This window comes from Conexibacter arvalis, assembly GCF_014199525.1.
Lineage (GTDB): Bacteria > Actinomycetota > Thermoleophilia > Solirubrobacterales > Solirubrobacteraceae > Conexibacter > Conexibacter arvalis.
In genome coordinates, this window is record NZ_JACHNU010000001.1 from 820,924 (window position 1) to 846,171 (window position 25,248).

General features: G+C 74.0%; 24 protein-coding genes and 1 riboswitch. Of the genes, 18 read left to right on the plus strand and 6 right to left on the minus strand.

Going from position 1 to position 25,248, the window contains the following annotated elements:
- The first annotated feature begins 53 nt into the window (after positions 1 to 53).
- Positions 54 to 752, plus strand: coding sequence for an SDR family NAD(P)-dependent oxidoreductase (locus tag BDZ31_RS03885; RefSeq protein WP_183339177.1), 699 nt, complete (start codon positions 54 to 56; stop codon positions 750 to 752).
- Here the strand turns inward: BDZ31_RS03885 and BDZ31_RS03890 are convergent.
- A complete protein-coding gene (locus BDZ31_RS03890) occupies positions 737 to 3,655 on the minus strand; it encodes an AAA family ATPase (RefSeq protein WP_183339179.1) in 2,919 nt (972 codons plus the stop codon). The genes BDZ31_RS03885 and BDZ31_RS03890 overlap by 16 nt on opposite strands.
- 508 nt (positions 3,656 to 4,163) lie before the next feature.
- On the opposite strand from BDZ31_RS03890, the gene BDZ31_RS03895 reads away from it, so the two are divergent.
- On the plus strand, positions 4,164 to 5,093 hold the full coding sequence (locus tag BDZ31_RS03895; protein WP_183339181.1) for an alpha/beta fold hydrolase: 930 nt from the start codon (positions 4,164 to 4,166) through the stop codon (positions 5,091 to 5,093).
- A gap of 45 nt (positions 5,094 to 5,138) precedes the next feature.
- Positions 5,139 to 6,266 (plus strand): alpha/beta fold hydrolase, encoded by a 1,128-nt coding sequence (locus tag BDZ31_RS03900; RefSeq protein ID WP_221242802.1) that lies wholly within the window; start codon positions 5,139 to 5,141, stop codon positions 6,264 to 6,266.
- Positions 6,267 to 6,336: 70 nt separating this feature from the next.
- Here BDZ31_RS03900 and BDZ31_RS03905 read toward each other — a convergent pair whose 3' ends face one another.
- Positions 6,337 to 7,071 (minus strand): hypothetical protein, encoded by a 735-nt coding sequence (locus BDZ31_RS03905; protein ID WP_183339183.1) that lies wholly within the window; start codon positions 7,069 to 7,071, stop codon positions 6,337 to 6,339.
- 68 nt (positions 7,072 to 7,139) lie between these two features.
- Between BDZ31_RS03905 and BDZ31_RS03910 the strand changes: the two genes are divergently transcribed.
- Positions 7,140 to 7,832, plus strand: a complete 693-nt coding sequence (locus tag BDZ31_RS03910; RefSeq protein WP_183339185.1) for a hypothetical protein — start codon at positions 7,140 to 7,142, stop codon at positions 7,830 to 7,832.
- A gap of 42 nt (positions 7,833 to 7,874) precedes the next feature.
- Here BDZ31_RS03910 and BDZ31_RS03915 read toward each other — a convergent pair whose 3' ends face one another.
- Positions 7,875 to 8,129, minus strand: coding sequence for a hypothetical protein (locus BDZ31_RS03915; RefSeq protein WP_183339187.1), 255 nt, complete (start codon positions 8,127 to 8,129; stop codon positions 7,875 to 7,877).
- A gap of 178 nt (positions 8,130 to 8,307) precedes the next feature.
- On the opposite strand from BDZ31_RS03915, the gene BDZ31_RS03920 reads away from it, so the two are divergent.
- The 11 genes from BDZ31_RS03920 to BDZ31_RS03970 all read left to right on the plus strand — a co-directional run bounded on the left by BDZ31_RS03920 (position 8,308) and on the right by BDZ31_RS03970 (position 17,201).
- Positions 8,308 to 8,646 carry a hypothetical protein gene (locus tag BDZ31_RS03920; RefSeq protein WP_183339189.1) on the plus strand — a complete coding sequence of 113 codons (339 nt, stop codon included), beginning with the start codon at positions 8,308 to 8,310 and terminating at the stop codon, positions 8,644 to 8,646.
- Between the two features lie 65 nt (positions 8,647 to 8,711).
- The gene (locus BDZ31_RS03925) at positions 8,712 to 10,622 is read left to right on the plus strand and encodes a copper resistance CopC/CopD family protein (protein ID WP_183339191.1); all 1,911 of its coding nucleotides are present in this window, start codon (positions 8,712 to 8,714) and stop codon (positions 10,620 to 10,622) included.
- Positions 10,619 to 11,473 (plus strand): cytochrome c oxidase assembly protein, encoded by an 855-nt coding sequence (locus BDZ31_RS03930; protein ID WP_183339193.1) that lies wholly within the window; start codon positions 10,619 to 10,621, stop codon positions 11,471 to 11,473. Before BDZ31_RS03925 ends, BDZ31_RS03930 begins: the two co-directional genes overlap by 4 nt.
- Entirely contained in the window at positions 11,470 to 12,198 is a 729-nt protein-coding gene (locus BDZ31_RS03935) for a YcnI family protein (RefSeq protein WP_183339195.1), read from the plus strand. The genes BDZ31_RS03930 and BDZ31_RS03935 overlap by 4 nt, the downstream gene beginning before the upstream one ends.
- 35 nt (positions 12,199 to 12,233) lie before the next feature.
- On the plus strand, positions 12,234 to 12,668 hold the full coding sequence (locus BDZ31_RS03940; protein ID WP_183339197.1) for a copper resistance CopC family protein: 435 nt from the start codon (positions 12,234 to 12,236) through the stop codon (positions 12,666 to 12,668).
- Positions 12,669 to 12,856: 188 nt separating this feature from the next.
- Positions 12,857 to 13,663, plus strand: coding sequence for a DsbA family protein (locus tag BDZ31_RS03945; RefSeq protein ID WP_183339199.1), 807 nt, complete (start codon positions 12,857 to 12,859; stop codon positions 13,661 to 13,663).
- Positions 13,664 to 13,667: 4 nt separating this feature from the next.
- Positions 13,668 to 14,129, plus strand: a complete 462-nt coding sequence (locus BDZ31_RS03950) for a vitamin K epoxide reductase family protein (protein WP_183339201.1) — start codon at positions 13,668 to 13,670, stop codon at positions 14,127 to 14,129.
- Between the two features lie 7 nt (positions 14,130 to 14,136).
- Positions 14,137 to 15,546: a fenitrothion hydrolase gene (locus BDZ31_RS03955; protein WP_246344410.1), complete on the plus strand. Its 1,410-nt coding sequence runs from the start codon at positions 14,137 to 14,139 to the stop codon at positions 15,544 to 15,546.
- Positions 15,543 to 16,232, plus strand: a complete 690-nt coding sequence (locus BDZ31_RS03960; RefSeq protein WP_183339203.1) for an SCO family protein — start codon at positions 15,543 to 15,545, stop codon at positions 16,230 to 16,232. Before BDZ31_RS03955 ends, BDZ31_RS03960 begins: the two co-directional genes overlap by 4 nt.
- 77 nt (positions 16,233 to 16,309) lie before the next feature.
- Positions 16,310 to 16,972, plus strand: coding sequence for a winged helix-turn-helix domain-containing protein (locus BDZ31_RS03965; protein WP_183339205.1), 663 nt, complete (start codon positions 16,310 to 16,312; stop codon positions 16,970 to 16,972).
- Between the two features lie 16 nt (positions 16,973 to 16,988).
- Positions 16,989 to 17,201: an RNA-binding S4 domain-containing protein gene (locus BDZ31_RS03970; RefSeq protein WP_183339207.1), complete on the plus strand. Its 213-nt coding sequence runs from the start codon at positions 16,989 to 16,991 to the stop codon at positions 17,199 to 17,201.
- 53 nt (positions 17,202 to 17,254) lie between these two features.
- Here BDZ31_RS03970 and BDZ31_RS03975 read toward each other — a convergent pair whose 3' ends face one another.
- Complete coding sequence (locus tag BDZ31_RS03975) at positions 17,255 to 17,818, minus strand: hypothetical protein (protein WP_183339209.1); 564 nt, start codon at positions 17,816 to 17,818, stop codon at positions 17,255 to 17,257.
- Positions 17,819 to 18,268: 450 nt separating this feature from the next.
- Here BDZ31_RS03975 and BDZ31_RS03980 point away from each other — a divergent pair, with 450 nt between their 5' ends.
- From BDZ31_RS03980 to rpsD, 3 genes are all read left to right on the plus strand, one after another.
- Complete coding sequence (locus BDZ31_RS03980; RefSeq protein ID WP_183339211.1) at positions 18,269 to 20,485, plus strand: TolB-like translocation protein; 2,217 nt, start codon at positions 18,269 to 18,271, stop codon at positions 20,483 to 20,485.
- Between the two features lie 154 nt (positions 20,486 to 20,639).
- Positions 20,640 to 23,321 carry a hypothetical protein gene (locus BDZ31_RS03985; protein WP_183339213.1) on the plus strand — a complete coding sequence of 894 codons (2,682 nt, stop codon included), beginning with the start codon at positions 20,640 to 20,642 and terminating at the stop codon, positions 23,319 to 23,321.
- A 188-nt stretch (positions 23,322 to 23,509) separates the two neighbouring features.
- Positions 23,510 to 24,142, plus strand: coding sequence for a 30S ribosomal protein S4 (gene rpsD / locus BDZ31_RS03990; RefSeq protein ID WP_183339215.1), 633 nt, complete (start codon positions 23,510 to 23,512; stop codon positions 24,140 to 24,142).
- Between the two features lie 42 nt (positions 24,143 to 24,184).
- On the opposite strand, the gene crcB (BDZ31_RS03995) is transcribed toward rpsD, so the two are convergent.
- Positions 24,185 to 24,556, minus strand: coding sequence for a fluoride efflux transporter CrcB (gene crcB / locus BDZ31_RS03995; RefSeq protein ID WP_183339217.1), 372 nt, complete (start codon positions 24,554 to 24,556; stop codon positions 24,185 to 24,187).
- Complete coding sequence (gene crcB / locus BDZ31_RS04000) at positions 24,553 to 24,987, minus strand: fluoride efflux transporter CrcB (RefSeq protein WP_343075514.1); 435 nt, start codon at positions 24,985 to 24,987, stop codon at positions 24,553 to 24,555. Before crcB (BDZ31_RS04000) ends, crcB (BDZ31_RS03995) begins: the two co-directional genes overlap by 4 nt.
- Positions 24,988 to 25,008: 21 nt before the next feature.
- Positions 25,009 to 25,073, minus strand: a riboswitch (Fluoride riboswitch).
- Positions 25,074 to 25,248: the final 175 nt, after the last annotated feature.

Sequence of the window (25,248 nt, forward strand, 5' to 3'; positions counted from 1 at the left end):
GCGCGGACGCGGCGCCGGATGCGCCGAGCGCCGCGCCCGGGTACGGTTGCCGCATGGCGCCCACTCGCACCGCGCTCGTCACCGGCGGCACCGGCGGTCTCGGCACGGCGGTCGTCGAGCGGCTGCTCGACGACGGCTGGCGGGTCGTCGTCCCGTGGGTCGCCGAGCGCGAGCTGCAGCGCGTCACGCCGCGCGACGGCCTCGTGCTCGCGGAGGCCGACCTGTTCGACCCGGCCGCCGTCGCGGCCGTGGCGAAGGAGGCGTCGGCGGACGCGGCGGCGCCGCTGCGCGGCGTCGTCAACCTCGTCGGCGGCTTCGCGATGGGCGCGAAGGTCGCCGACGCGCCGATCGACGAGTTCGACGCGCAGCTGCGGCTCAACCTGCGGCCGACCTACCTCGTCACGCAGGCGACGCTGCCGGCGCTCGTCGCCGCGGGCGGCGGCGGGATCGTCTGCGTCGGCAGCCGCGCGGCGCTGCAGCCGTTCGCCGGCGCCGCCGGCTACGTGACCGGGAAGGCGGCGGTGATCGCCTTCGCGCAGGCGGTCGCGGTCGAGTACCGGGACGACGGCGTCCGCTGCAACGCGATCCTGCCGAGCGTGATCGACACGCCCGCCAACCGCGCCGCGATGCCGAGAGCCGACCACGCGAAGTGGGTCGCGCCGGCGCGGATCGCCGGCGTCGTCGCCCATCTGCTCTCCGACGACGGCGCCGTCACCAGCGGCGCCGCGATCCCCGTCTACGGACGCGCCTGAACGGCGCCCGGCCGCTCGTCGCCGAGCGCGCCGGCCAGCTCGCGGCGGGAGTGGATCCGCAGCTTCAGGTAGGCGTTGCGGAGGTGGAACTCGACCGTCTTGGTCGAGACGAACAGCGCCTGCGCGATCTCGCGGTTGGTCAGCCCGCCGGCGGCCAGCTCGCTCACGCGCCGCTCGCTCGGCGTCAGCGCCTGCACGCCGCTGAGCGCCGGCCGCCGCGGCCGCGCCCCGGCAGCGACCAGCTCGGCGCGCGCCTGCGCCGCGAGACCGGTCGCGCCGCAGCGGTAGGCGGCGTCGAGGCCGATGCGCAGCGTCTCGCGCGCCGCGCTCCGCTGACGCGCCCGCCGCCGCGCGCCGCCGAGGTCGACGAGCGCACGCGCCAGCTCGAGTCTCGCCGGGGAGCGCTCCAGCGCCGCGACCGCCTCCTCCAGCAGCGCGAGCCCCTCGGTGCCGCCGGCGACGAGGCCGGCGACGCGCAGCGCCGTGCCGAGCGTCCGCGGCGCGCCGACGGCGCGGGCGCGCCGCAGCTCCTCGTGCGCCAGCTCGCGCGCCCGCTCGCCGCGCTCCAGCTTCAGCGCGGCGATCGCCGCCTCCGAGCGCCACGGCAGCACCGACGGGCTCGGCGCCGGGATCGCCGCCTGCCGCCGCCCGCATTCCAGCAGCGTCTCCAGCGCGGCCGCCGGGTCGCCGGTCGCGAGCAGCAGCCGGCCGCGCGCGAGCAGCATCCAGTTATAGGTGAACGGCTCGGTCAGCGAGCGGTCGCCGCCGTCGTCGAGCAGTCTCGCCGCCGCCTCCGTCTCGCCGCGGTCGAGCAGCGCGAGCGCCATGTAGCCGGTCGACCACGGGCGTGCCACGATCATCACGGGCAGTCGCTCGATCCCGCCCTCGAGGTCGCCGAGCGCGGCGACCAGCTCGCCGCGCAGGTAGCGGGCGGCGCCGCGCAGCGCCGACATCGCGGCGAAGCCGACGACCGAGCCGCGCGCGCGGGCGTCGTCGAGCCCGGCGCTCGTCATCCGCTCGACGTCGTCGAGCGCGTCGCTGAAGAAGAGGCCGGCGCCCGCGGCGACGTATGCGGTCCCGTCGGAGGTGACCTCGCGCAGCATCCGGTCGCCGCCGAGCGCACGGTGGAGCTGGGCGACCGCGTCCTCCCACGGCAGCGTGCCGAGCATCACGTGCTCGAGCGCCCGCTGCGCGAGCAGCTCGCGCTGGGCCGGGGTGGTCGCCTCGATCGTGCCGGAGAGCAGGTCGGCGAAGCGCGTCAGCGCCGCCTCGCGCGTGCGGAAGTCGAGCCGGGCGGCGCTCAGGTAACCGGCGGTCAGCTCCTCCTCCAGCTCCGGGTCGGCGTCGCCGAGCACCCGCAGCCCCTCGTCGAAGGCGCGCGCCGCGCCGTCGTTGTCGCTCGCCGCGTAGAGGGCATGGCCGAGCTGGGCGAGCGCGCGAGCGCGCGCCTGCGGCTGGTCGAGCAGGGCGATCGCGTCGCGCAGCCGCTCCGGCGCGCTCGGGCGGCCGGCGAGCGCGTCGGCGCGGCCGAGGTCGATCAGCAGCTGCGCGCGCCGGTCGCGCGAGGGGCCCTCGTCGAGCGCGCGCAGGAGGTAGCGCGCGGCCGTCTCGGGCGAGCCGCCCGCGAGCGCGCGGCGCGCGGCGGCGTGGAGGCAGTCGAGCGACCACGGCTCGCGCACCGGCAGCGTCTGCAGCAGGTGCGCGGCGGCGCGGTCGACGCCGGCGTCGCCGTCGTCCTTCAGCAGCCGCGCCGCCTCGAGGTGGAGCTGCGCCCGCTCGGCGGCCGGGATCTCGAGATGGACGGCCTGGTTGACGATCGGGTGGACGAAGCCGAGGTCGGCGGCCGGGCGCAGCACGTCGGCGGTCGCGAGCGCGTCGGCCGCGACGCGCGCCTGCGCCGGCGCCAGCGCCGCGAGCGCGGCCGCCTGCGCGAACGGCGCCGGGTCGCCGAGGACCGCGACCGCCTGCGCCAGCCGCGCCGCCCCCGGCGCGAGCCGATCGAGCCGTCCGGCCGTCGCGCGCGCGATCGTCGTCGGGCCGAAGTCGGCGACGCGGGCGGCGTTGGCGGCGGTCGGCGCGACCGCGGCCGCGACCAGCTCGGCGAGCAGCTCGCGGGTGAAGAACGGGTTGCCGCCGGTGACGCGCCAGCAGGCGGCGCAGAAGGGCTCCTCGGCGCCCGGCAGCGCCGCTCGCACGAGCACCGCGACCGCCTGCCCGCTGAGCGGCGAGAGGTCGATGCGGCGGACGCGCGGATGGGAGGCGAGGGCGGCGAGCGCGTCGCCGTCGGCCGTCGGGCGCGGGCGGGTCGTGACGACGATCAGCAGCGGCAGGTCCTCGCTGCGCTGGGCGGTGTAGAGCAGCGCCCGCATCGAGGCGTCGTCGGAGGCGTGCGCGTCGTCGACGGCGAGCAGCAGCGGCCGGTGCTCGGCGATGTTCTCCGCGACCCAATGGAGCCCGTGCAGCAGCGGGAACTCGGGCGGGCCCGACGCTTCGTGGATCCGCACCCGGCCGGTCAGCGCCGGCTCGGCGTGAGCGGCCGCGCCGGCGAGCACGCGCCGGCGCTCGCGCGGCGAGGCGGCGGAGAGGTACGGCTCGAACAGCTGCAGCGCGACGCCGAACGGGTACTGGCGCTCCAGCTCGCCGCCGCGGGCGCGCAGCACGACGAGGCCGCGCCGCTGCGCCTCGCGCGCGGCCAGCCCGAGCAGGTGGCTCTTCCCGACCCCGGCGGTCCCTTCGAGCACGACGATGCGGCCTTCGCTGGCGTCGGCGGCGTCGAGCGCCTCGCGCAGCGCGGCGATCTCCTCCTCTCGCTCGAGCGGGTCGGAGTCGAGCGCGTGCGCGGCCGCGCGTCGCCGCGGCGCGTCTCCCGAACCGGCCCCCCGGCGGACTTCGGCAGAACTCACGATCCCAACCCTATACGTCCTCGCGGTGCGTCGATAGTCGCCGGAGTGGAAGATCGTCCCAATCCCCAGGGTGGCCGTTGGAAAAGTCTGGGGCGGGCCGCCTGGTGCCTCCGCCCGGCGGCGGGCGTACGGTCTGCCGGCAGCAGGAGAGCGTTCGGACCGGCACGGAAGTGCCGCGCGGTCCTGTCACCGGTGTCGCCGGCCTGTCAGCGATCCAGGCCGTCGGCACGGGGCTCGCGCCCGGTCCGCGACTCGCGCTCCGCGCGCGATCGCCGGCTACGGCGACACCCCCTCGACCCGTACCGGCAGGGAGCGGGGCCCGCCGTCTCGACGGCGGGCCCCGTCCGTCCTGCCGGTCCCTCCCGACGACGGCCGCGATCGCCCCCGCTCGCCTGTACGGCGGCGCGTCGCCGCTGGCCAAGATGGCGCGCCGCCGCCCGGCGACCGTGACGTTTGCTACAAAGTCCGTGGGGCAGATCGCGAGAGGGGCCCCGGGAGAGGAGGCGTCATGGAGCCGTTGTTCGAGCACCGCATGGAGTTCGCCGGGACCGAGACCCGCGTGCTCGAGCTCGAAGGGCGAGGCGACCCGGTCGTGCTGTTCCACGGCTGGTCGGACAGCGCCGACACGTGGCGACACCTGCTCGCCCTGATGGCGCGCGAGGAGCGGCGCGCGATCGCCGTCGACCTGCCCGGCTTCGGCACCGCCGCGCCGGCCGCCGACGGGCCGCTGCTGCCGCAGCTCGACGCCTTCGTCGAGGCGGTCGTGCGCTACGCCGTCGCCGACATCCGCGCGCCGCGTCGAGGCCCGGCCGGCGGGAGCCGCGCCCGCCGCGGCGGCGGTCGCGCGACCGTCGTCGGCAACTCGCTCGGCGGCTGCCTTGCGCTGCGACTGGCCGAACGCGCCGGCGGCAGGCGCTCGCGCGCGCAGGTCGCGCGCGTCGTCGCGATCGCGCCGGCCGGGCTGGACATGGCCGGCTGGTTCAAGGTCGTCGAGCACGACCCGGTCGTGCGCTCGCTGCTGGCGCTGCCGCTGCCGCTCCCGCGGCGGGCCGTCCAGGAGGTCGTCGCCCGCGTCTACGGCGCGCTCGCCTTCGCCCACCCCGAGGCGATCGAGCCCGGCGTCGCGCGCGCCTACGCGCGCCACCATCCCGATCGCGCCGCCGTCGCGCGACTGCTCGCCTCCGGCCGCCGCCTGCTGCCGGAGCTGCGGGAGCCGTTCGAGCTGGGCGCGATCGACTGCCCGCTGCTGCTGATCTGGGGCGACCGCGACCGGATGGTCTACGCCAGCGGCGCCGAGCGGGTGCTCGCCGCCGTCCCGCAGGCGCGACTGGAGCTGATCGAGGAATGCGGCCACTGTCCGCAGGTCGAGCGACCGGAGCTGGTCGCCGAGCTGATCCTCGCGACCGAGCGTCGCGGAGGCGGGCGCCGCGCCGCGTAGGCCGCCGGCGCCGCCGCCCCCGACCGCCTGCCAGACTCTGCGCCGATGGACCTGATCCCGACGCCGGAGCAGCTCAGCGCCGCGACGGCGAACGTCTTCGATCGCATCGTCAGAGGCGGCCTCGCGGACCTGCGGCCGATCCCCTCCGCGATCGTCGACGAGGGGCCGCAGCGGACCGTCCGCCGCTACCTGCGCCAGGGCGAGGAGCGCGGCGCGGCGCCCGGCGCCGACGACCGCCCGCCGGTGCTGCTCGTCCCGCCGCTGGCCGCGCCGGCGACCTGCTTCGACCTGCGGCGCGGCTGCAGCGTCGCCGAGCATCTGCGCGCCGCCGACCATCGCACCTACCTCGTCGACTACGGCGCGATCGCCTTCGGCGACCGCAACCTCGGCATCGAGCACTGGATCGACGAGGTGATCCCGCGCTCGATCGACGCCGTCCTCGCCGACTCCGGCGCCGAGCAGGTGCAGCTCGTCGGCTGGTGCCTCGGCGGCATCATGGCGCTGCTCGTCGCCGCCGACCAGCCGGCGCGGATCCGTTCGGTCGCGATGGTCGCGAGCCCGATCGACTCGAGCGCCGTCCCGCTCGTCGCGCCGCTGCGGCCGCTCGTCAACCTCGCCGGCGGATCGGTCGGCACGCTCGCCTACAAGGCGCTCGGCGGCGCGCCGGCGCCGCTCGTGCGGCGGGCGTACCAGCTCGCCGGCTTCGACAAGTACGTGATGAAGCCGTTCACGCTCGCCACCAACCTCGACGATCGCGACTTCCTCGCGCAGGTCGAGGCGGTCGACCGCTTCATGGCGTCGATGCTCGCCTATCCCGGCCGCACCTTCGGGCAGATCTACCACCGGATGCTGCGCCGCAACGACCTCGCGCAGGGCCGGATGGTGCTCGGCCAGCGGACGATCGAGCTCGCGGGCGTCACCGCGCCGGTGCTGTCGATCGCCGGGGAGGGCGACGGGATTGCGCCGGTCAAGGCCGTCCACCGCGTCGCCGAGCTGCTGCCGGGCGCCGCCTCGGTCAGAGTCGCCTCGGCCCCGGGCGGCCACCTCGGCGTGCTGACCGGTCGCGCCGCCCGCCGCACGACCTGGCCGCTGATCGACGCGTTCCTCGAAGAGACCGCCGTGCCGCCGGGCCGCGCGCGCCCGCCGCGCAGGCACCTGCGCGCCGTGGCGTGACAGGCCGCGGCCGGCGGCCTCGCGCGCTCCACTGGGAGCGCTCGCCCGGCGGCGCGCGCTCCCGGGCTGATCAGAGTCCCGGCGGGTGGCGGACGGTGAAGCCGGCGCCGCTGCGCGGCGCCGTCTGCCAGCGCGAGCCGGTCTGCCGCAGCCCGCTGGTGTCGAAGCGCAGGCCGGCGACGTACATGTAGGCGTGCTCGCCGTGGGCGTAGATCGTGATCCATCTGCCCGGGCCGGGATCGCCCCAGCGCGCGAGGTCGCCGGAGACCATCGGCCGGTCGAGCAGGCCGGCGGCCGCGAACGCGAAGCTGATCGACGCCGAGCAGTCGTAGGCGGTGTCGATCCAGGTCTGGTGTCCGCCGCCGTAGCGGTACGGCAGGCGGGCGATCTGGTTGCCGGCGTGGATCACGGCGCGGACGACGTCGGGCGCCCCCAGCGGCGCGACCGCGAGGCCGTCGGGCGTCAGCGCGGCCTGCTGGCCCGAGGGGATCCCCGACTTCCGCAGCTCGGCGCGGATCTCGGCGTCGGTGCGCGGCTGGGGCAGTCTCGCGGGGTCGGTCGTGTCGGCGTGGGCGTTCGGGTCGAAGTTCGTGCGCACGCCCGCGTCGGGGTCGACGGCGGTCGGATTGCGCTGGAGCTTGTCGACCGCCTGCTCCTCGTACCGCGGCGGCGGCGCCGCGGCGGTCGCCGGCGGCGCGGAGGCGCCGGTCGCGGTCGGCTCGCTGGTGCCGCAGCCGGCGACGGCGGCGGCCCCCGCCAGCAGGAGCGCCGCGAGTGCGGCGATGACGGTGGTCCGCAGCCTCACCCGACCGAGTATGACGAAGCGCGCTCGCGCATCTGCCGGCAGCGACGGCACGCTACGGTGTGGCGGCGATGCCCTCCCGTCCCCGACGCGCGCTCGCCGCGCTGCTGCCGGCGCTCGCGTGCGCCGTCGCGCTCCTCGCCGCGCCGCTCGCCTCCGCCCACCAGGGCGATCCCCGCTACCGCTCGCTCGTCGGCGAGCTGCCGCCGGCGCTCGACGGCGTCACGGTCGAGATCCTCAACTACGACGACCGCATGGAGCTGGTCAACCGCGGCGGTCGCGACGTCGTGATCGAGGGCTACAACAGAGAGCCGTACGCGCGCGTCGACGCCGACGGCACCGTCGCCGTCAACCGCAACTCGACGGCGTACTACCTCAACGACGACCGCTACGGCCAGGAGGAGGTCCCGGCCGCGGTGCGGGAGAACCCGAGCGCGGCGCCCGACTGGCAGGTGCGCGACAGAACCGGCCGCTTCGAGTGGCACGACCACCGCATGCACTGGATGGCGAGAGGCGTCGCGCCGCAGGTCAGAGACCAGTCGGTCAGAACGAAGGTCTTCGACTGGTCGGTCCCGCTGACGGTCGGCGGCAGAGCGACCGCGGTCACGGGGACGCTGTGGTGGGTCGGCGAGCAGGGCGGCGGCTTCCCGGTCGCCGCGATCGTCGCGCTCGTCGCCGTCGCGCTGGCGGCCGCCGTCGCGGTCGTGGTCGTGCGCCGGCGCCGCGGCGGAGGCGACCGCCGCCCGGCCGGCGAAGCCTGGTAGCGCCGCACGCCGACGGGCCGCGCGCCCGGCGGCGAGGCCGCGCTAGGAGGCTCTCTCGCGCCGCTGGCGCCAGGCGGCGCCGGGCGGCTCGACGCGCGGCGCCGGGAAGCCGGCCTCGACGAGCGTCCGCGCCCACGCCTCCGGCGCGGCGTCGCCGCGGTGGAGGACGCGCAGCGTGTCGGCCTGGGGCGTCTGCAGCACCTCGCGGATCTCGCCGTGGACGAGCAGCGTCCAGCGGATCTGCGTGTGGCGGGCGGCGGCGTTGTACGACGGGAAGCAGAGGTCGGATGCGTGCACGGCCAGGCTCCTTCGCGAGCAGGCTTCAGGGAGCGAGGCAGTCGTGACCTCATGGAGGCGCCGACGTGAGCGCCTCGGGAAACGCTACCAGCGCGGGCGATCGGCGCACGCCGGTCGTCCGCGCGCCGACCGCGCCGCAGGCGCGCCGACGAGCGCGCCGTGGTATGACTCGCCACTCATGCTCGGGGCCGACCTCACCAGCGCCGGGCGGTTGCGGCTCCTGCCGCTCGCCTGTCTCACGCTCGTCGTCGTCGCAGCGGCGCTCACCTCGCCGCTGACGCTGGCGATGCTCGCGCCGGCGCTCGTGCTGCTCGGCCTCCTGCTCGCCGGACGCACGCCCGGCGAGGAGCTGATCCTCCGCCTGCGCCGCCGCCGCACGGCGCGCATGCCGCGCGCCGCGCGCACGATCGAGCGGCAGTACGCCGTGCTGCTCGCGCAGCGCCCCGGGCGCCTGATCGGCTGCGCGCTCGCCGTGCGCCCGCCGCCGGCCGCGGCCGCGCTCACGCACGCCGCGTAGCTCCGTCGGGCCGGTCCTGCCCGACGTGGGCCGCGCTCACGTCAGGTCGACCGAAGGAGCACCAGATGTCCCGTCTCGGACGGGCGTCGCGGCTCGTTCCCGCAGCAGCGGGCGCAGGGTGCGCGACCTCCCCGGCGGGCCCCCGCGAGGGGATCCACGACAACCGCATCGCCGCTCGCCCGCGCCGCGCCGTCCGCGTCGCGGCACTCGCCGGCATGCTGCTCGCCCTGCTTGCCTGCCTGCTGCCGGCGAGCGCGGCGGCGCATGCCCAGCTGGAGTCGACGACGCCGCAGCGCGGCGCCGTCCTGAGCGGCGCGCCCGAGCGGGTCGTCTTCCGCTTCAGCGAGCCGGTCGAGGCGAGCTTCGGCGCGGTGCGCGTCTTCGACGCGGCCGGCGGACGGGTCGACGAGGGCGACGCCTTCCACCCCGGCGACCGCTCGGACGAGATCGCCGTCGCGCTGCGGCGCGATCTGCCGGACGGGACCTACACGGCGACCTATCGCGTCGTCTCCGCCGACTCGCACGTGATCTCCAGCGGGATCGTCTTCTCGATCGGCAGAGCCGGCGCCGCCGGCAAGACCGTCGGCGAGCTGCTCGCCGGATCGGACGCCGGCGCCGACGTCGACGCGCTGCTGGGGATCGCCCGCGGCGTGCAGTTCGGCGCGATCGCGCTGGCGCTCGGCGCGCTCGCCTTCCTCGTGCTCGTCTGGCGGCGCGCGCTGCCGGAGGCGCTGCGCGGCGCCGCCGCACGCTCCACCGCGGCCAGCGCCTTCGCGGCGCGGCTGCGGCTGATCGTCTGCGCGGCCGCGGCGGCGGGAGCGCTGAGCGGTCTGCTGGGGATCGCGATGCAGGGCGCCGAGGCCGCCGGCCTGCCAGCGCTCGACGGGCTGAGACCGGCGATCGTGCGCGAGACGCTCGAGACCCGCTTCGGGACCGTCTGGGGCGTCGGGGTCGTGGCGTGGCTGGCACTCGGCGCGCTGGCGTGGGCGCTGCTGCGCGACCGCGGCAGCCGCCGCGGCGGCGCGGGCACCGACGAGGCGCGCGGCGACGCGCCCGCCGGCCCGGCGGCCGCCGCGTGGCTGCTCGCGCTGCCCGCCGCCTGGCTCCTGCTGCTGCCCGGCCTCGGCGGCCACGCGGCGGTGCAGGACCCGGTCGCCCTGCTGCTGGGAGCCAACGTCCTCCACGTCGCCGCGATGGCGCTGTGGACCGGCGGGCTGGCGGCGCTGCTGCTGGCGCTGCCGGCGGCGACCCGCGCGCTGGCCGAGCCGGCCGACCGCACCCGTCTGCTGGCGGCGGCGCTCGCGCGCTTCTCGCCGCTGGCGCTCGGCGCCGTCGGCGCGATCGTGCTGACCGGCGTCGTGCAGAGCGTGAAGCTGCTCGACCTGCCCGGCGACCTTCTCGACAGCGGCTTCGGCCGCGCCGTGCTGGCGAAGGTGGCGCTGCTGCTGGGCCTCGTCGCGATCGGCGCCTGGCAGCGGCGGCGCTCGCTGCCGCGGCTGCGCGCGCTCGCCGCCGCGGAGGAGCCGCCCGGCGGCGCCGGCGTGCTGCTGCGCCGCGCGCTGCGCGCCGAGCTGCTGCTGCTCGCCGGCGTGCTCGCGGCGACCGCGGCGCTCGCCGCCTCCGCGCCGGGGACGCAGACGCAGACGGGCCCGTTCGACGAGACGACGGCGATCGGGCCGCTCCAGCTCCAGCTGACGGTCGACCCGGCGCAGGTCGGGCCCAACGCCGTCCACCTCTACGTGATCGACCCGCGCGACGGCTCCCAGTTCCGCGGCGCGAGAGCGGTGCGCCTCAGCGCGACGCAGCCCGACAAGGGGATCGGCCCGGTCAGAGAGGTCCCCGACCTGGCCGGCCCCGGCCACTGGACGCTCGCCGCGATGCCGTTCGGCGTCGCCGGCACCTGGGAGGTGCGCGTCGCCGTGCGCGTCTCCGACTTCGACGAATACGAGACGACGGTGGAGGTGCCGATCGGATGACGACGCACCCTGGATGGACGAGCTGGACCTTCGACCCGGCGATGACCGCCGCGCTGCTGCTGGCGGCATGGGCGTACGCGCACGCCTACAGACGAGCGGCGCGCGTCGCGCCGAGACCACCCGGGCCGAGCCATTGGATCCCCTACGCGGCAGGGCTCGCGGTGCTCGCGATCGCGCTGCTGTCGCCGCTCGATCCGATCGGCGAGCAGTACCTGATGTCGGCGCACATGGTCCAGCACGTGCTGCTGGCCGACCTGGCGCCGGCGCTGATCGTGCTCGGCCTGCGCGCGCCGGTCCTGCCGCTCGGCCTGCCGAAGGCCGGTCTGCGCTGGATCGCCCCCGGCGGCCGGCTCGGGCGCTTCATCCACGTCGCGACGCGGCCGTGGGTCGCGCTGCCGGTGTGGGCGCTGGCGACGTGGGGCTGGTCGATCCCGGCCGTCTTCGACGCCGCCGCCGCGAACCCGCTGCTGCACGGCGTCCAGCACGCGACGCTGTTCTACGCCGGCCTCGCCGTCTGGTGGCTGATCGTCGACCCGCTGCCGAGCGAGCGGCGCAAGCCCCACCCGATCCGGCTCGGCTATCTCGGCTTCACGCGGCTGGTCAGCGCCGCCGTCTGCCTCCCGCTGACGTGGCTGGGGACGACGCTCTACCCCCGTTACGTCGAGGCGCCGCGCGCCTACGGCCTGTCGGCGATCCAGGACCAGCAGATCGCCGGCGCCGCGATGTGCCTGCTCGAGTTCCTCATCTTCGGGCTCGCGCTCGCCGTCGTCTTCCTCGACCTGCTCGGCCGCGACCAGCGGCTCGCCGACCGCACCGAATCGCTGTTCCCGACCCCTCGGAGATCGACATGAGAACCTGCCTGACGCGCGGCGCGCTCGCCGCCGCGGCCGCTGCCGCGCTCGCCCTGCCGGCCGCCGCCTCCGCGCACGTGACCGTCGTGCCGTCGAGCGCGCCCGCCGGCTCCTACGCCGTCTTCGACGTGCGCGTCCCCAACGAGCGCGAGGACAGCGCGACCACGAAGGTCGAGGTGAAGCTGCCGCCCGGCTTCGTGAGCGCCTCCTACCAGCCGGTCCCGGGCTGGAGAGCCCGCGTCGCGAAGCAGCGGCTGAGCAGACCGATCGAGACCGAGAACGGCCCGATCTCCGAGCAGGTCGACACGATCACCTGGACCGGCGACGGCTCGGCGGCCGGCCGCATCCCGCCCGGCGCCTTCCAGGACTTCGCGATCTCGGTGAAGCTGCCCGACAGCGCGGGCGAGACGCTGACGTTCAAGGCGCTGCAGACCTACGCGAGCGGCGAGGTCGTGCGCTGGATCGGCGCGCCCGACGCCGACGAGCCGGCCGCGCAGGTGACGCTCACCGCGGCCGCCGGCGAGGGCGACGGCGCCGGGGCCGGCCACGGCGCCGGCGCCGCGGAGGCCGACGGCGACGACGCGAGCGCGCCGGCCGCCGCCTCCGGCGACTCCGACGACGACGGCTCCTCCGACGGCCTCGCGATCGCCGGGCTCGTCGCCGGGATCGCCGGCCTGCTCGCCGGCGGCGCCGCGCTGCTGACCGCCCGCCGCCGGCCCGCCTGACGCCGATCCTCGACCGCACCAGACCAGGAGACCCCATGCGCACCCGCACCATCCTCACCGCGGCCGCCGCGACGGCCGCGCTCGCGCTGCCGTCGGCGGCGCAGGGCGGCGTCGCCCCGGCCGGCGGCCAGGCCGCTCAGGCGGCGGCCGAGCACGACCGCGGCGCCGCGGCCGGCCCCCGCGCGGAGGCCGCCCACACCGCCGTCGTCCGGCGCACGCCGGGCGCCGGCGCCCGCGCCCGCAACGTCCGCACCGTCTCGATCACCTTCTCGCAGCGGCTCGTGACCGGGAAGCTCGACGTCTACCGCGGCGCCAAGCGGGTCGCGGCGCGCCGCTCGGGGCCGAGCGGCGCATCGGTCCGCGCGACCTTCGCGCGCAAGCTCGCGCCGGGCCGCTACACGGTCCGCTGGCGCGCGGTCGCCGGCGACGGCCACGCGCAGAGCGGCTCGTGGAGCTTCCGCGCGCGCTGAGCTGACGTCGATCGGCCCGATTGCGGCCTCTTGATCCTGTCGTAAGGTCGCACGGCGATCATCAACCGCCGTTACCATCGCCCTGGGCCGCCATCTCGCGGCCCTGGGGGATGGCGAGTCAAGTTCGAAGCGGGCGGCCGCGACCGGCCCTCCGCGTGCACTGGATCAGGAGACCGAGGAACATCGCGATGGCGGAGACGAGCGGAACGAGAAGAGAGCGGCGCGCAGCGGCGCGCGCGGAGCGCCAGGAACGCGAGCGCGCCGAGGCCGCCCGCGCGAGACAGCGCAAGCGGCTCTTCCAGCTCGGCGGCGCGCTCGCGCTCGCCGCGGCGATCATCGTCGTGATCGTGATCGCGACCGGCGGCGGGGACGACGGTCCGACCAAGCAGGCGGGCGAGCCGGTCGCCGGCGCCAACGACACCGCCGCGCTGCTCGCCGGCATCCCGCAGAGAGGCGCGGAGCTCGGGGACCCGAGAGCGCCGGTGACGCTGATCGAGTTCGGCGACCTCCAGTGCCCGTACTGCAAGGACGCCTCCGACGACGTGCTCCCGCCGATCATCGAGGACTACGTCAGAGACGGCAGAGTCAAGCTGATCTTCCGCGACGTCGCCTTCCTCGGCGACGACTCGATCCGCGGCGCGCAGATGGGCGCCGCCGCCGGCCTGCAGAACAAGCTGTGGGACTTCGTCCACCTCTTCTACATCAACCAGGGCGCGGAGAACTCGGGCTACGTGACCGACGAGTTCCTGCGCGAGATCGGCGGCGGCGTCAGAGGCCTCGACGTCGACAGAGCGATGGACGACCGCGCCAACCCGGAGGTCCAGAGACAGATCTCCGAGGCGCAGAGAGAGTGGCAGGGCTACGGCCTCACCGGCACCCCGTCGTTCGTCGTCGGCAGAACCGGCAGCGAGCTCGAGCCGGTCGACATGGAGCAGGGCCTGACCGTCGAGACCCTCTCGACCGCGATCGACAGAGTCCTGGCCGAGCAGGGCTGATCCGATGAGCGATCGGGTCGTTCACCGCGTGCTGCTGGTCCTCTCCCTGATCGGGATCGGGATCGCCGGCTACCTGACCTACATCCACTACCGCGGTTTCGACCCGATCTGCGCGGTCGGCCACGGCTGCGAGAGAGTGCAGAACTCCGAGTGGGCGAAGCTCGCCGGGGTGCCGGTGCCGCTGATCGGCCTGATCGGCTACGTCGGCATCTTCGGCTCGCTGCTCGTGCGCGGCGAGCTCGCCCGCCTGGCGACCGCCGCGATGGCGTACATCGGCTTCGCCTTCTCGATGTACCTGACGTATCGCGAGATCTTCACGATCGAGGCGATCTGCCAGTGGTGCGTCGCCAGCGCGATCGTGATGACGCTGATCGCGATCTTCGCGACCGTTCGCGTACTGCGCTCGGACGACGATGCGTCGTACGCTTCGAACCTTGAGCGAGAACCGGAGCACGAGCCTGCCTGATCGTCGGTTGCCCGCCGCGGCGTCCCTCGCCGCGGCGTTGCTGTTGCTGGCGGCGGCGCTGCCGGCGAACGCCGAGGCCCACGGCCTCGTCGGCCGGACCGACCTGCCGATCCCGCAGTGGCTGTTCGCGTGGGTGGCGGCGATCGTCCTGATCGTCTCGTTCGCCGCGCTGAGCCTGCTGTGGCCGCAGCCGCGGCTGGAGCGGGCGCAGCCGCGCCGGCGGTTCGCGGTCCCGCTGCCGCTGCGGGCGCTCGTCTCGGCGCTCGCGGTCGGCGTCTTCGCCGTCGTCGTCTACGCCGGCTTCGCCGGCACCGAGGTCGCGACCGCCAACATCGCGCCGACCGCGATCTACGTGGTCGTGTGGGTCGGGGTCCCGATCGTGAGCGTCGTGCTCGGCGACGTCTGGCGGGTCCTGAGCCCGTGGCGGTCGGTCGCGCGCGGGATCGCGTGGGTCGCCGCGGCCGCCGGCCGTCCGCTGCGCGCGCCGTTCGCCTACCCGCGGCGGCTCGGCCGCTGGCCGGCGGCGCTCGGCATCCTCGCCTTCGCCTGGCTGGAGCTGGTCTACGTCGACCGCGACGTGCCCTCCACGCTGGCGGCGCTGACGCTCGCCTACGCGCTGATCCAGCTCGCCGGCATGGGCCTGTTCGGGATCGAGACGTGGCGGACCCGCGGCGACGCCTTCGGCGTGCTGTTCGACCTCTTCGGCCGGATCGCCCCGGTGGAGCTGAAGGACGGGGTCGTCTCGACGCGGCCGCTGCTCGCCGGCCTGCCGAGATTCGACGCCGCGCTGCCCGGGACGGTCGGGCTGCTGGCGGTGATGATCGGCACGACGACCTTCGACGGCGCTTCCAACGGCGAGGTCTGGCGCACGTTCGCCGACCCGCTCGGCGATCTCTTCCGCGACCTCGGCTTCGGGCCGACCGTCGCCGCCGAGCTGACCGGGACGGTCGGGCTGGTCGCCACCGTCGTGCTCGTCGGCGCCTTCTACTGGCTCGGCATCGCCGGCATGCAGACGGTCGGCGGCGATCACTCGACGCCGGAGCTGGCGCGGCGGTTCGTCCACACGCTCGTGCCGATCGCCTTCGGCTACCTGCTCGCACACTACTTCTCGCTGCTGGCGTTCCAGGGGCAGGCGCTCGCCTACCTCGTCTCCGACCCGCTCGGCGACGGCTCCGACCTGTTCGGGACCGCCAACGCGACCGTCGACTACACCCTCCTGTCGACGTCGGCGATCTGGTACGTCCAGGTCGCCGCGCTCGTCGTCGGCCACGTCGCCGGCCTGATGCTCGCGCACGACCGCGCGCTGGCGATCTACCGCGACGCGCGCGAGGCCGTCCGCTCGCAGTACTGGATGCTGGTCGTGATGGTCGGCTTCACCTGCCTCGGCCTGTGGCTGCTGTCGGCGGTGGGGACGTGAGCGTGCCGAGGCTCGGCATGCGGCCGCGGTTCTCGTCGCGAGGGCTCGCCAGGGGCGCGCTCGCGCTGTTGCTGCTGTGTGCCGTCGCGCTGCTCGTAGCCGGCTGCGGGTCCGGCGGGGAGGATCAGGGCGGGACGGGCGCCGGCGGGGGCGGCGGCCGCTTCGTCGCGGCCGGGACGCTGCCGGAGGGGCTGGCGGGGAGAGCGGCGCCGCCGATCAGGCTGACCGACGGACGCAGCGGCAGAGCGTTCGACGCCGCCGACCTGCGCGGGCGGCCGTACCTCGTCACCTTCCTGTTCGTCAACTGCCCCGACGTCTGCCCGCTGATCGGGCAGGAGCTGCGCCAGACGCTCGAGCTGCTGGGGCCGCAGGCCGACGATGTCGCGGTCGTCGCCGTCAGCGTCGACCCGCGCCACGACACCGCCGAGGCGGTCCGGACGTGGCTGAGACGGCAGCGCCAGCCGGAGCAGTTCCACTACCTGATCGGCTCCGAGGAAGAGCTGGCGCCGGTCTGGAGAGGCTTCTACGCCGCGCCCCAGACGCCCGGCGACCCGGAGAGCGCGCACACGGCGGTCGTCTGGCTCGTCGACGCCCAAGGCCGGCTCCAGGGCAAGGTCGGCGCGGGCACCGCCTTCGACCCCGGCGACCTCGCGCAGGACGTCAGAACGCTGCTGTCCGAACGCTGATCGCCGGCGACGCTCCCAACCGGGGCGCGCCGTAGCATGGGGAGGTCAGACGTTCACCGCCGCCGGAGGTTCCCCCGATGACCGAGTTGCTGCTCCCCCGCCTCAAGCAGGAGATAGAAGCGCGCCTGGCGGAGCTGCGACCGCTCATCGCCGAGATCGAGCAGCTGGAGGCGGCGAAGGCGGCGCTGCTCGCCGGTGCCGACGCCTCGGCCGTCGCGCGGCGGCCCAAGCCGGCCCGCAGAGCGGCCGGCGCCGGCGGCGCGCGGTCCGCGAGCGCGGCGGGCGGCGGGCGCGCGAAGCGCCAGCCGGCGAGAGACGACGGCGAGCGCGCCCCCCGCGGCGCCAACCGCGACGCGATCCTCGCGATCGTCGAGGAGCGCCCCGGCGTCTCGGTCGCGGAGATCGCGTCGGTCACGAAGATCGCCAAGCCGACCGTCGCGACGACGGTCTCCAAGCTCAAGCGCGAGGGCGTGCTCGCCGACGAGGCCGGCGGCGTCAAGCTCGCCTCGCGCCAGGCGCTGACGCTCTCCGGCCCGGCCGAGGTGCCCGCGACGGCGGAGAAGGCCGAGAAGGCTGAGAAGCCGGCGAAGGCCGACAAGGCCCGCAAGGCCAAGGCCGAGAAGGGCCGCGAGGCCGAGCCCGCGAAGGCCGAGACGGCTGAGCCGCCGGCGCGCGACGAGGGCCTCAGCGACGCCGAGTGGGCCGAGGCCGCGCCGGCTTCCGGCGACGGCGACGCGTAGCGGGCGCGACGGCACGATGGCCGAGCGCGAGATCGCGATCCGCGGCGAGATGATCCGGCTCGGCCAGCTGCTGAAGCTGGCCGACCTGGTCGAGGTCGGCGCCGACGCGAAGCTGCTGCTCGACGACGGGCTCGTGACGGTCAACGGCGAGGTCGAGCAGCGACGCGGCCGCCAGCTCCACCGCGGCGACGTCGTCGCCGTCGAGGACGAGGCGGTCCGGGTCGTCTGAGCGGGGCGTCCGCTGCCCCGCCCAAAGGCCGGGACAGCGGACGGATGCCGCGCTTACGGTAGGAACGTTATGGTGGGCGACTGGCTCAGCCCGAACCCGGCGCCTCCAGCATGCGTTGCATTGCCGCAGGCCGCTATGTTCCCGGTGAACGTCGCCGGTAGGGTCGTGACTAGGTCAGTCGGTATTCTCGTCCAGTCGAACGGGACATCTCCGGTGAACACGCACGCCGATCCGACGATCTGGAAGGACGCGCCTAGGATCGTCGGTAGTAGGTCGTCAGTCACCCCTATCGTCCACGACGGGAGTCCGACGAGATTGACGGTGACGGGGGTGGTGTTGAGCCGGCAGTTCGCCGTGTTGCCACTCTGGACCGAGCCGATCGCGGTTAGCGGCGAGCTGTAGGGCACTAGCCCTCTCGTGAATCTGATGTCGAGTATGACGTTGCACGAGAGCGTCCCCGCAGGGCTCGTCGTCGTGAATAGGCCTAGCGACGTGGCCGTGATGAGATTGTCAGTGTCTATGGATATGCCGGTCGAGGCCGACGCGCTGCCTGCAACGGCAGCGAGCAGCATCGTGGCGAGTGTCGCGGCAAGTGCGACAACGCGAGACAGCTTCATCTGGTGCTCCTCATATGGGGCGGCCGCGACGTGCGGCCGCGGTTCGATGACGGCGAGCTGCCCTCATCAGCTCGCGGAGTGACGTGACACCTCCCCCCGAGTTCGGAAACCGGCGAGGGCTTCCGGCAGGCCCAACACTATCAACCGACATATAGTAGATCAAGAGTCTTCTAAAAGGTAAGCCATGCCTCTTTGGGCAGGCGCCAGTCTTCTGGTGCGGCATGTATCCACTTTTCCGCGTATAGTTGGATCACCAGGTAGTGCGACGGAGGAGATGGTGTGCCCAGCATCGACCGTGGGCGGATGCGTCCGCCCACCGTGGTCAGGCGATCCCAGATGGGACGCTCAGGGGGGCGGAGGGACGGGGGGAGCAGGCGAGACGATGTGGACAGGTCGCGATGGCGTGACGCGCTGCCGAGGGGCGGCCCCGCCGCGGCGCTCGCGCTCTCGATGACGCTGTTGCTGGCGGCAGGCGCGCGGGGAGAGGCGCCGCCGCGTCACCTCGAGATGGTGACGCCGCCGGAGAAGGGCAACAACGACGTGTCGAGCCGCACGGGCTCTACGCAGGCGTCGGCCGATGGCAGCAGGGTCGTCTTCCGTTCTGCGACGCCGTTCCCGGGCTCGGTCGGCTCCGGGCTTGGAAATGTGTACCTCGGATCGCGGACGGCGACGGGGTGGGACCTCGCGACGCTGACGCCGCGCCAGGCACCCAATGCGACGGCCGGCCAGATAGGCGCCGGCTTCGACGCGTTCACTGACGACCTCTCGGTCGGTGTGCTGCACGCAAGTGATCCTCCGCTGACACCCCACGCCATCGGAGGCGAAGGCACAAGCAACATCTATCGTGCGACTCCCCTCGACCGCTCGCCGAGCTACGCCCTGGTGACGGCGCCCCGCGTTCCCGGACTCATGACGATGTTCGGCACGTATGCGGGTTCGAGCCGAGACTTGAGGACCGTCGTCTTCGAGACGGTGGGCGTGCCGGGACTGACCTCGGATGCCCCGAACGATCTCGGCTCCCAGGCGTATGCGTGGACTGCGTCTGAAGGGCTGCGGTATGTCGGAGTGCTGCCCGACGGCTCGTCGTCGACGACGGGAGCCACCGTCGGTCTCGGTGCGATGGCCGGAAACGCCACGCAGCCTCCGTTCGCAGTCTCCGACGACGGTGACAGCGTCCTCGTCACCACCGGCAACGCCACGGGGGCGGGTGGGCGCCTGTACCGGTGGCGGAGCGACGGCCCGACCGAGGAGCTGTCGAGATCGCGGCGAACGCCGCCGGACGCGATCACACGCCCGGCTCGCTTCGAGGTGGCGGCAGCCGATCACTCGAAGATCTTCTTCAGCAGTCAGGAGAGACTTACCGACAACGCGGTCGCGAGAGGCGGAAGAGGTGCGAGAGCCGACCTCTACCTCTACGAGCCGATGTTCGACACGCTGACCGACCTCACGATCGCTGACCCGACTGGCGGTGGCGTGCTCGGCGTGCTCGGGGCCGCCGAAGACGGCAGACGCATCTACTTCGTCGCGACGGGTGCGTTGGCTCCCGGAGCGACGTCAGGCAGATCGAATCTCTTCGTCTGGGACGAAGGCGAGGGCATCCGCTTCATCGGCGTGCTGTCGGACGCGGACAACTGGAACTGGAGAGTGTTCGATTCCGTCAAGCCGTCGCGTGTCTCTCGCGACGGCAGACGGCTGCTGTTCGCCTCGGACGAGCCGCAGACGAGCTACGACAACGCGGGCCGCCGCATGCTCTATCTCTACGACGCAGACGCTGGCACGGTCGCGTGCGTCAGCTGCCGTCCCGACGGTCAGCAGCCGAGATCATCGGCAGGGATCGTGACGACCCCCGGGGCGGCTCAGATCACCGTGCAGTACCTGCCACGCGCCCTTTCCGACGACGGTGAACGCGTCTTCTTCAACACGGCGGACGACCTCGTCGCCGAGGACACGAACGGCAGAGTCGACGTTTACGAGTACTCGGCGCAGGGCGTTCGGCTGGTGTCGACGGGCAGAGGCGGCGACGACGCCGTCTTCGCCGACGCGACGCCGCAGGGCGACGATGTCTTCTTCATCACCCGCCAGCGGATCTCCGGCTGGGACACCGACGACAACCTCGATCTGTATGCCGCCCGCTCCAGCGGCGAGCCGCTTCCTGAACCGGGCCTCGGTGGCTCTGAGGAATGCGAAGGAAGCGCGTGCCAGGGGCCGCTCGCGCCTCGCCCGGCGTCTGCGCCATTCGGCTCGCTCGACTTCGTCGGTGACGATGACCCCGTCGAGCCGGTTTGCGCGCGGCGCGCGGACATCCGCGTTTCGACGACCGTCAGAGCGCGTCGACGCGCAGCCCGCTCCGGTGTCCTCACGGTGACCGTGGCGACGCCCGAGCACGGTGGGCTCGCAGTGGCGGCGCGTGCTGCTGTCGGGTCACGCGGAGCGAGTCGCGTGATCGGTTCTGTGAGACGGCCGCCGGACGACGCGAGCGAGCGCCAGATCCGGGTCAGGCTGTCGAGAGCGGCTCGCAAGCGGCTCGCGAAGCAGCGCCGCCTGCGGATCTCGATCCGCGTGACCCTCAGGGGTTGCGACGTCTCACGGACCACGTCGGTCTTGGTGGCGCGCACGGCTCCGAGAAGCGGAAGAAGCCCTGCGAGAGGGGGCCGTCGTGGCCGCTGAGACCCAACGATCCGGAGGCACCGCGATGATGCGAAACATCAGTGGCCGTGTACGTCGGTGTCTTGTCGCCGGCAGCGTGCTGGTGGCGACCGCGATCGCATTGTCCGGCTCCGCCTCGGGTGCCGAGTACGGGGTTGCGGTCTTCGACGGTGCCGTGTCCAACCGGGACGGCTCGGCATACACCCAAGCCGGCGGCCATCCGTGGAGCGCTTCGACCACGATCGAGATCAACTCGCACCAGGGCACCCTCGCGGTCACCCCGGAGGGCGACACGCGCAACATCACGGTCGACCTGCCGGCAGGATTCGTCGGCGATCCGAGCGCTGCACCGCGCTGCCGCGAAGCGCAGCTCGCCGACACGCTTCGATGCCCGAACAGCACCCAAGTGGGGATAACCCGTGTGACCGCAGGGTTCATCGTCCAGGACGCCGCTGCGCCCGTCTACAGCATGGAGCCGCCGCCGGGCGTCCCGGCCACGTTCGCGTTCACCGTTGCGGGCGTTGTCGTCCACCTCAACGCGCGCGTCCGCAGCGACGGCGACTACGGGCTCGCGATCGACGTGCGCGACATCCCCCAGACGCTGCCGCTCGTCAGAACGTCGCTGACCTTCTGGGGCGTGCCGGCCGACAGCTCGCACGACGATCAGCGCGGCTATAACAACGGCGGCCAGACGTGCATAGATTCGAACGCCTTCGGAATACCCTGCTCCAACTCGGCCGGGGTCCCGCGCAAGGCGTTCCTCACGAACCCGATGACGTGCACGCCGCCGGGCGTCGGGCTCGAGACGAGGTTGACGGTCGAGGAATGGCTCAACCCGGGCGTGACGAGAACCGCACGTTTCTTCTCGCACCTGCCGGCGCCGGACGAGGCGACCCAGCAGGGGCCGGAGGGCTGCGATCGGGTTCCCTTCGAGGCGTCGTTGAGCGCGACGCCGACGTCCGCGAGAGCGGGCGCGCCGACCGGATACGTCTTCGAGTTGAAGACGCCACAGAGCAGCAATCCCGACGGTCTCGCAAACGCGCATCTGAAGAAGACGGTCGTGAGACTGCCCGAAGGGGTACGCGTCTCGCCGTCGGCGGCCGCGGGCCTCGAGGCCTGCTCGCCCGGTCAGATCGGCTTGAGATCGCTGGCCGCGCCAGCCTGTCCAGCGGGCTCGAAGATCGGCACGTTGCAGATCGACACGCCGCTGCTCGACGAGCCGATGCACGGGGCGATCCATCTGGCAAGACAGAGAGACAATCCGTTCGGCACGCTGTTGGCCCTCTACCTGGTGGCGAGAGGGCCGGGAGTGCTGCTGAAGCTGCCCGGCAGCGTGGTCGCCGACCCGGTTACCGGTCAGTTGACGGCCACCTTCGACGACAACCCCCAGCTGCCGTTCGACCGGCTCCTGCTGCGGTTCGCCGACGGCCCGCGCGCGACGCTCACCAACCCGGCGTCATGTGGCGTCTACACGACCTCGTCGGAGCTTGCGTCCTGGACCGGCAAGACGGTGACGTCGAACAGCAGCTTCACGATCTCCCGCGACGGCAGCGGGGCGCCCTGCCCGCCGCCCGGCTTCGCGCCGCGCTTCGCAGCAGGGCTTGCGAACCCCGTCGCCGGCTCGTCGTCCACCTTCTCGCTCAGCTTCGGGCGCGAAGACGACGACCAGACGCTGCGTGACATCTCGGTCGACATGCCGCGCGGGCTCGTCGGCGTTATCGCGGCGTCGACGCTGTGCCACGACGCGGCGGCGGCGATCGGGGCCTGTGGCGAGGAGTCGCGGATCGGCTCGACTACGACCGAGGCGGGACCGGGGCCGAACCCGTTCGCGTTGCCGGGCCGCGTCTACATCACCGGTCCGTACAAGGGCGCGCCGTACGGCCTCAGCATCGTCGTCCCGGCGGTCGCGGGTCCGTTCGACCTCGGCACCGTCGTGGTGCGCGCGGCGATCCACGTCGACCGCATGACGGCGCAGCTGCGGGTCGTCTCCGACCCGCTGCCGTCGATCCTCGAAGGGATCCCGCTGCAGGTGCGCACCGTCGAGGTCCGGATCGACAAAGCAGGCTTCATGGTCGCTCCGTCGAGCTGTCGGGTGCAGCAGGTCGCGGCGATGATCGGTGCCCTGGAGGGAGCGAGCAGCGCCGTCTCCTCGCGCTTCCAGGTCGGCAACTGCCGCGCGCTCACGTATGCGCCGAGAATCTCGCTGCGGATCGGGGCCAGAGGTCGGACGGCGGCGCGGCGGACGACGCCGCTGCGCGTCGTGCTGACGATGCCGAGGGGCCGGCAGACGAACAACAAGTCGGTCACCGTGACCCTCCCGCGCAACGTCAACTCGCGGCTCTCCGCGTTGACGGGCGCGTGCACGCGGGAGCAGTTCGAGGCACGTGACTGCGGGCCGCACTCGGTCGTCGGCAGCGCCTTCGCCGTCACCCCGCTGCTGCGCGACCCTCTGCGCGGGAACGTCCACATAGTCAGAACCCCCGGGAACAGATTGCCGGAGCTGTGGGTCGCGCTCAGAGGCGAAGTCCAGATCGATCTCATCGGCAGAGTCAGAATCGTTCCGGGAAGCCTGCAGCTGAAGACGACGTTTGGGGAGATTCCGGACGTCGCGGTCTCCCGCTTCCAGCTCGACTTCATCCCGGGCAGACGCGGCGCGATCGGGTTGGTCAGCGGTATCTGCGCCAAGAGAGTCAGACGTCGGATGATCGCCGACCTCGCGATGGTCGGGCAGAACGGGGCACGCATCACCCGCAGCCAGCGGATGAGGGTCGCCGGCTGCGGGAGAGGCGCCGCGAGAACGAGAAGGAAGGGGAGAGTCGGCGCCGGAGCGAGGGCGAAGGCGCGCGGGCGACGCTGACCGACACGGGAGGGCCTCTCGACCGAGAGGCCCTCCGCAGTGGCGGTTTCGGCTGCTCTGGTGCCGAGAATCCGATGAGCACACCATGCGGACGGAACTCTCGGTACCATGGTCAGCCGACTTTGCGAAGGAAGGACGTCCGGTGCGCTGCGGCGGGCGTCTTTCCATGACTACCTGAAGGAGATTGCGTGGGGCGTTACACCGGCCCGGTCGAGAAGCTCTCACGACGCGAGGGCGTCGACCTTTGTCTGAAGGGCGAGCGTCGACTGAATGGCAAGAGCGCCCTCGAGCGGCGTGGACCGCAGCCGCCCGGCCAGCACGGCAACGCGCGGCGCCGCAGAGAGTCGGTGTACGCCGAGCAGCTGCGTGAGAAGCAGAAGGCGAAGCGCTACTACGGCGTGCGCGAGAAGCAGTTCCGCCGCTACGTCGCCGCCGCCACGAAGAAGCGCGAGGGCGTCGTCGGCGAGCAGCTGCTGCAGCTGCTCGAGCAGCGGCTCGACAACGTCGTCTACCGCCTCGGCCTCGCCTCGACCCGTCCGCAGGCGCGCCAGTTCGTCTCCCACGGCCACGTGCTCGTCAACGGCGAGCGCTGCGACATCGCCTCGCGCCAGGTCAAGCCCGGCGACGTCGTGATGATCAAGCCGGAGGCCGCCGTCCGCCCCGTCTCGACCGCCGCCACCGACCAGATGGGTCGCGTCGGCGCCTGGCTCGAGGCCGACTTCGACTCGCTCGCCGGCAAGGTCCTGCGCCTGCCGACCCGCAACGAGATCGACACGCCGGTCGCCGAGCAGCTGATAGTCGAGTTCTACAGCCGGGTCTGATCCCCGGCCGCGCCGCCGCCGGCCGAACGCCGGCGGCGCCGCTCACCCCAGCGCGCCGCCGAGCGCCTGTCCCAGCACGATCGCCGCGACGCCGAGCGCGACGCTGCCCGCGAGGTTGAGCGCCAGCAGGCGGCCGGCGCCCGCCTCCGCGAGCCGCCAGCTCTCCAGCATCCACGTCGAGAAGGTCGTGTAGCCGCCGACGAGCGCCGTCCCGACCACCAGCATCGCGTCGCCGTCGAGCGCCAGGCCGCTGAGCAGCCCCAGCGCCGCCGCGCCGCTGAGGTTGACCGTCAGCGTCCCGAGCGGGAAGCGGCCGCCGCTGCGCTCGGTCACGAGCGAGCCGACGACGACGCGCGCGACGGCGCCGACGCCGCCGAGCAGCCCGACGGCCGCCCACACCAGCAGGCCGCTCATCGCGCCTGCTCCCGCCGGCGCACCAGATGGCTCGCCAGCACGACCGCGCCGAGCCCCGCCGCGACGCTTGCGGCGCCGTAGCCGAGCGCCAGCGGCCACGCTCCCGCTTCGACCATCCGCACCAGCTCCAGCTGCAGCGTCGAGAAGGTCGTCAGACCGCCGCAGAGGCCCGTGCCGGCGAACGACTGGCGGTAGGTCGGCGGCGGCAGCCTGCGCTGGAGGCGGGCGACGACCCAGCCGAGCAGCAGCGCTCCGGCGACGTTGGCGGCGAAGGTCGGCCACGGCCATCCCGTGACCGTGTGCGGCAGCGCCTCGGCGAGCCCCGCGCGCGCCAGCGACCCGAGCGCGCCGCCGGCGAAGACCGCGGCGAGCAGGCGAGGATCGGGATGGACGCGTCGGGCGCGAGGGCGGGGGCGGGTCTGCGAGATCACGGACGGCTCCGGTCGGGGAACGGGTTCGCAGACGCCATCAGCGGCCGGGCCGCGGTTATGGAGCGGGCATCATCGCTCTGCCGCCGGCGGGCCGGGCGACCGCCGGACAGGATAGCGGCGGCGGCCGCGTCCTCACCCCCGGAGCAGTGGCGGGGGGGGGGGGGGGGGGCCCCCCCCCCCCCCCCCCCCCCCCCCCCCGCCGCGGGGGGGGGCCCCCCCCCCCGGGTGGGGGCGCGGGAGCGGGGGGGGGGCGGCCGCGGC

What these genes read in the sequence shown, in the direction of transcription:
- BDZ31_RS03950 (WP_183339201.1), top strand. Translation starts at nt 13,668, where the DNA reads ATGAGCGATCGGGTCGTTCACCGCGTGCTGCTGGTCCTCTCCCTGATC.
- BDZ31_RS03910 (WP_183339185.1), top strand. Translation starts at nt 7,140, where the DNA reads ATGCCCTCCCGTCCCCGACGCGCGCTCGCCGCGCTGCTGCCGGCGCTC.
- BDZ31_RS03980 (WP_183339211.1), top strand. Translation starts at nt 18,269, where the DNA reads ATGACGCTGTTGCTGGCGGCAGGCGCGCGGGGAGAGGCGCCGCCGCGT.
- BDZ31_RS03895 (WP_183339181.1), top strand. Translation starts at nt 4,164, where the DNA reads ATGGAGCCGTTGTTCGAGCACCGCATGGAGTTCGCCGGGACCGAGACC.
- BDZ31_RS03970 (WP_183339207.1), top strand. Translation starts at nt 16,989, where the DNA reads ATGGCCGAGCGCGAGATCGCGATCCGCGGCGAGATGATCCGGCTCGGC.
- BDZ31_RS03920 (WP_183339189.1), top strand. Translation starts at nt 8,308, where the DNA reads ATGCTCGGGGCCGACCTCACCAGCGCCGGGCGGTTGCGGCTCCTGCCG.
- BDZ31_RS03935 (WP_183339195.1), top strand. Translation starts at nt 11,470, where the DNA reads ATGAGAACCTGCCTGACGCGCGGCGCGCTCGCCGCCGCGGCCGCTGCC.
- BDZ31_RS03965 (WP_183339205.1), top strand. Translation starts at nt 16,310, where the DNA reads ATGACCGAGTTGCTGCTCCCCCGCCTCAAGCAGGAGATAGAAGCGCGC.
- BDZ31_RS03975 (WP_183339209.1), bottom strand. Translation starts at nt 17,818, where the DNA reads ATGAAGCTGTCTCGCGTTGTCGCACTTGCCGCGACACTCGCCACGATG.
- crcB (WP_183339217.1), bottom strand. Translation starts at nt 24,556, where the DNA reads ATGAGCGGCCTGCTGGTGTGGGCGGCCGTCGGGCTGCTCGGCGGCGTC.
- BDZ31_RS03930 (WP_183339193.1), top strand. Translation starts at nt 10,619, where the DNA reads ATGACGACGCACCCTGGATGGACGAGCTGGACCTTCGACCCGGCGATG.
- BDZ31_RS03940 (WP_183339197.1), top strand. Translation starts at nt 12,234, where the DNA reads ATGCGCACCCGCACCATCCTCACCGCGGCCGCCGCGACGGCCGCGCTC.
- BDZ31_RS03885 (WP_183339177.1), top strand. Translation starts at nt 54, where the DNA reads ATGGCGCCCACTCGCACCGCGCTCGTCACCGGCGGCACCGGCGGTCTC.
- BDZ31_RS03900 (WP_221242802.1), top strand. Translation starts at nt 5,139, where the DNA reads ATGGACCTGATCCCGACGCCGGAGCAGCTCAGCGCCGCGACGGCGAAC.
- BDZ31_RS03925 (WP_183339191.1), top strand. Translation starts at nt 8,712, where the DNA reads ATGTCCCGTCTCGGACGGGCGTCGCGGCTCGTTCCCGCAGCAGCGGGC.
- BDZ31_RS03945 (WP_183339199.1), top strand. Translation starts at nt 12,857, where the DNA reads ATGGCGGAGACGAGCGGAACGAGAAGAGAGCGGCGCGCAGCGGCGCGC.